Raw genomic sequence first — 4,437 nt, forward strand, 5'->3', positions numbered from 1 at the left:
CAGCTCGTGCAGGTTACGGGTACCTGCGACCTTCGCCGCCAAGACTCGGTCTGCCAACTGCGGATCGACGTCATCGATGGCCGTGAGCTGACCGACTCCGGCGGCGTGTACCACCGCATCGATCGGTCCCACCCCGGTCAGGGCCGCGGCCAACCCGTCACGATCTGCCACGTCGCAACCCAGCACGCTCACCCGTACCCGGTCTTCAGCGGTCAGCTCACCGATCAGCTCGACCACGCCCGGCCCGTCCATGCCCCGGCGGGAGATCAACACCACATGCTCTGCACCATGCCTGGCCACCCAGCGAGCCACGTGTCCGCCCAGACCACCGGTACCACCGGTGATCAGCACCGTGCCCCGTGGCTGCCACACCCGCGGCGACTCATCCGGCCTGGCATGCACCAACCTGCGCCCGTACACGCCACTCGCGCGCACCGCGACCTGGTCCTGGCCGTCCCACCCGGCCAGTACCGCGGCACAACGACGCGCTGTCGCCGCCGCGTCCCGCGACGTGTCAGGCCAGGCCGTGGGCAGATCAACCAGACCACCCCAGCGGCGGGGGTACTCCAGCGCCGCGACCAGACCCAAACCCCACGCTTGGGCCTGGACCGGGTCAGCGGGAGCATCGAACCGACCGGTACCGACCGCGCCACGGGTGAATACCCACACCCGCCCCGACAGGCCCGCGTCGCTACCCATGTCGGTGTCGTTCAGACCCTGCAACAGCGCCAGTAGCTCATGCACCGGCGCCCGGCCGGGCAGGAACACCACCCCGCCCAACCCGGCCGCGTCCAGCCCGGCCGCGTCCAGCCCGGCCATCACTGCCCGCAACGCCGCGGCCACCCCCACCCGAGTGCCGTCAACAGCTACCGGCAACACCCGCGCACCATGTCCGACCAGGATCTGCTCGACCAGCCCGATCCACCCCGACTCGGCGTGATCGGCCGCCAGATCCGCGCCATACACCAGAAGCCAGGTACCGTTCAACACCGCCTCAGGGCCACCGGTCAATGGCTCCCAGACGACCCGGTACCGCCAAGTGTCAATGAACCGCCGGTCCTGACGGGCCCGCTGCCAGGCCGCCAACGCCGGCAGAACCATGGCCAAACCCTGCTCATCCACCCGCAAGGCAGTAGCCAAGGCCGCGGCGTCGCCGCCCTGCACCGCCTGCCAAAACTCCGCATCGAACCCACCATCCACACCCTGCACCGGCAAACCCCGCAGCGTCGGCCAGTACCGCTGATGCTGGAACGGGTAGGTGGGCAGTTCCAGAGCCTGCCGACTGGTACTCGTGTCGAGTAGTGCCGGCCAGTTCACCGCCGCGCCGTGTACGTGGACACCGGCGACCGCGGTCAGTAACGTCTGCGGCTCGTCCCGGTCGGCGCGCAGCGCTGGTAGCCACACGTCTGTTTCGGGGGTGTCGGAGTCGACCATCGAGGTCAGCGTGCCGTCCGGACCCAGTTCGAGGAAGACACCCACGCCTCGCTCACGCAGGGCGTTCACCGCGTCGTGGTACCGCACCGTCTGGCGGGCGTGCGCCAACCAGTATCCCGGTTCGGTCACTTCCGCGCCGGGAGTGCCAGAAACCACCGGGATGGACGGTTCTCGCCAGGCCACCTCGGTCAACACGTGTGCGAACTCGGCCAGCATCGGTTCCATCAACGGCGAGTGGAACGCGTGACTGACCCGCAACCGCCGGGCCTTGCCGCCCCCGTCTCGCCACTGCCGCGCCAGATCCAGCACCACGTCCTGGTCACCAGAGATCACCGTCGAGCGGGGACCGTTGACCGCCGCCACCCCTACCAGGTCGGTGTGCCCGGCGATCAGCTCGTGGGCCTCGCCGTCGCTGGCGGTCAACGCCACCATGGCTCCACCAGCAGGTAGCGCCTGCATCAACCTGCCCCGCGCGGCTACCACCGCCACCGCATCGGGCAGATCCCACACCCCGGCCACATGCGCCGCGCTCAACTCACCGATCGAGTGCCCGGCCAGATACTGCGGAACCATCCCCCACGATCCGACCAACCGGTACAACGCCACCTGCACCGCGAACAGCCCCGCCTGGGTATACATCGTCTGGTCCAGCAGCTGCGACTCACCCGCGACCACCTCCCGCAACGGCCGCTCAAGATGCTGGTCGAAATATGCGCAGACCTGATCGAACGCTTCAGCGAATACCGGATACGCCTCATACAGGCCCTGGCCCATCCCGAGCCGCTGGCTCCCCTGCCCGGAAAACACCACCGCCAGCCGACCAGACCCGACGATCCCGGTAACCACCCCCGGTGCCTGCGCACCCGCGGCCAGCGCCTGCAGCCCACCCAGCAACACCGACCGATCCTGGCCAAGCACCACACCCCGATGCGCGAACACCGCTCGGGCCGCCAACGTCCGCCCCACCGTAACCGGCCCGACTTCGGGCCGGTCGGCCACGAACCCGGCCAGCCGCTGCGCCTGCGCCCGCAACGCCACCTCGGTCTTGGCCGACAGCAGCCACGGCACCACCCCGTCGGCCGGCGGCGGGGCCGGTTCATGACCCAACGCCGGGTCCGGTGCGGGTTCGGCCTCTTCCAGGATGAGGTGGGCGTTGGTGCCGCTGATCCCGAACGACGACACCCCGGCTCGTCGTGGCCGGCCGTTGTCCGGCCATGGTGCGGCCTCGGTGAGTAGTCGCACCGATCCGGCCGACCAGTCCACATGTGATGAGGGGGTGTCCACGTGCAGCGTCTTGGGCATCAACCCGTGCCGCATCGCCAAGACCATTTTGATGACCCCGGCGACGCCCGCAGCCGCCTGGGTGTGGCCGATGTTCGACTTCACCGACCCCAACCGCAACGGCTGGTCCGCGGGCCGGTCCTGGCCGTAAGCAGCGATCAACGCCTGCGCCTCGATCGGGTCACCCAGCGTGGTGCCGGTGCCGTGCGCCTCGACCACGTCCACGTCGCCCGGCGTCAGCCGCGCGTTGGCCAGGGCCTGACGGATCACCCGCTGCTGCGACGGCCCGTTCGGGGCGCTCAACCCGTTGGAGGCGCCGTCCTGATTGACCGCGCTGCCCCGCAGCACCGCCAACACCTGATGCCCCCGCCGGCGGGCATCCGACAACCGCTCCAACACCACAATCCCGACACCCTCACCCCAACCCGTGCCGTCAGCGGCGTCCGCGAACGGTTTACACCGTCCGTCGGCGGCCAACCCGCCCTGCCGGGAAAACTCCACGAACGCTCCCGGAGTGGCCATCACCGTCACACCGCCGGCCAGGGCCATCGAACACTCACCCGACCGCAACGCCTGCGCCGCCAGATGCACCGCCACCAACGACGACGAACACGCCGTGTCCACCGACACCGCCGGGCCTTCCAGGCCCAAGGTGTACGCCACCCGCCCCGACATGACACTCGCAGCGTTGCCGGTAAGGAGGTGTCCCTCGCTACCGGTCTGCGCGTCGGCGATCATCGAGATGTAGTCCTGCCCGGTGGTGCCCACATACACGCCGGTGTCCGACCCGCGTAGCCCGGACGGGTCGATCCCGGCCCGCTCCAACGCCTCCCAGGAAACCTCCAACAACAGCCGCTGCTGCGGATCCATCGCCACAGCCTCCCGCGGACTGATCCCGAAGAACCCCGCGTCGAACAACGCCGCACCAGCCAGGAACCCACCCTTGCGGACGTAACTGGTCCCCGACCGCGCCGGATCCGGGTCATACAACGACTCGACATCCCAACCCCGATCCACGGGGAACCCACCCACCGCGTCAACACCCTCGAGCAGCAACTGCCAGAACCCGTCCGGGTCACCAACCCCACCCGGATACCGACACCCCATCCCCACAATCGCCACCGGCTCATCGACACCCGCACCCACCGCCACCGACGCGAGGACGTCGGTCTGCTCACCGAGCAGTTCGATCAGCAGGTACCGGCTCAACACCACCGGTGTCGGATGGTCGAAGACCAGCGTGGCCGGCAACGACAGCCCGGTGACGGTGGCGAGTCGGTTTCGTAGTTCCACCGCGGTCAGCGAGTCGAAGCCGAGCTCGCGGAACGCCCGATCAGGTGCGATCGCCTGAGCGCTGTCGTGACCAAGGGCTGTGGCCGCGTGGGTACATACCAGTTCGAGCATCTTCTGCTGGCGCTGCGGGCCGGTCAACGTTCGCAGCTGAGTGGCCAGGTCCACTCGCGTGTCGGTTGTGGTCGCCGTCCGGCGGGCGGAGCCGCCGGCCAGCACCTGCCACAGCGGCGGCACGCCATCGGCGCCGGCTCGGCGTAGCGCGGCCATGTCCAGCCGGATCGGCACGAGTTGTGGCTGGTTGGTGCGTACTGCCGCGTCGAACAATGCCAGGCCCTCTTCGGAGGACATGGGAAGGATGCCGTTGCGTCGCATCCGGTCCAGGTCGACCTCGTCGAGATGCCCGGTCATCGCTGACTGCTGGGCCCACAG

1 protein-coding gene is annotated in these 4,437 nt (G+C 69.2%); it reads right to left on the reverse strand.

Annotation, left to right across the window (positions count from 1 at the left end; all coding sequences use genetic code 11):
- The coding region (locus AB0883_RS30660; protein WP_366644752.1) for a type I polyketide synthase at positions 1 to 4,416 on the reverse strand (4,416 nt) is incomplete at its 3' end.
- Positions 4,417 to 4,437 lie beyond the last annotated feature (21 nt).

The sequence above is a fragment of the Micromonospora sp. NPDC047812 genome (assembly GCF_040704175.1).
In the GTDB taxonomy this organism is placed as follows: Bacteria; Actinomycetota; Actinomycetes; order Mycobacteriales; family Micromonosporaceae; genus Micromonospora.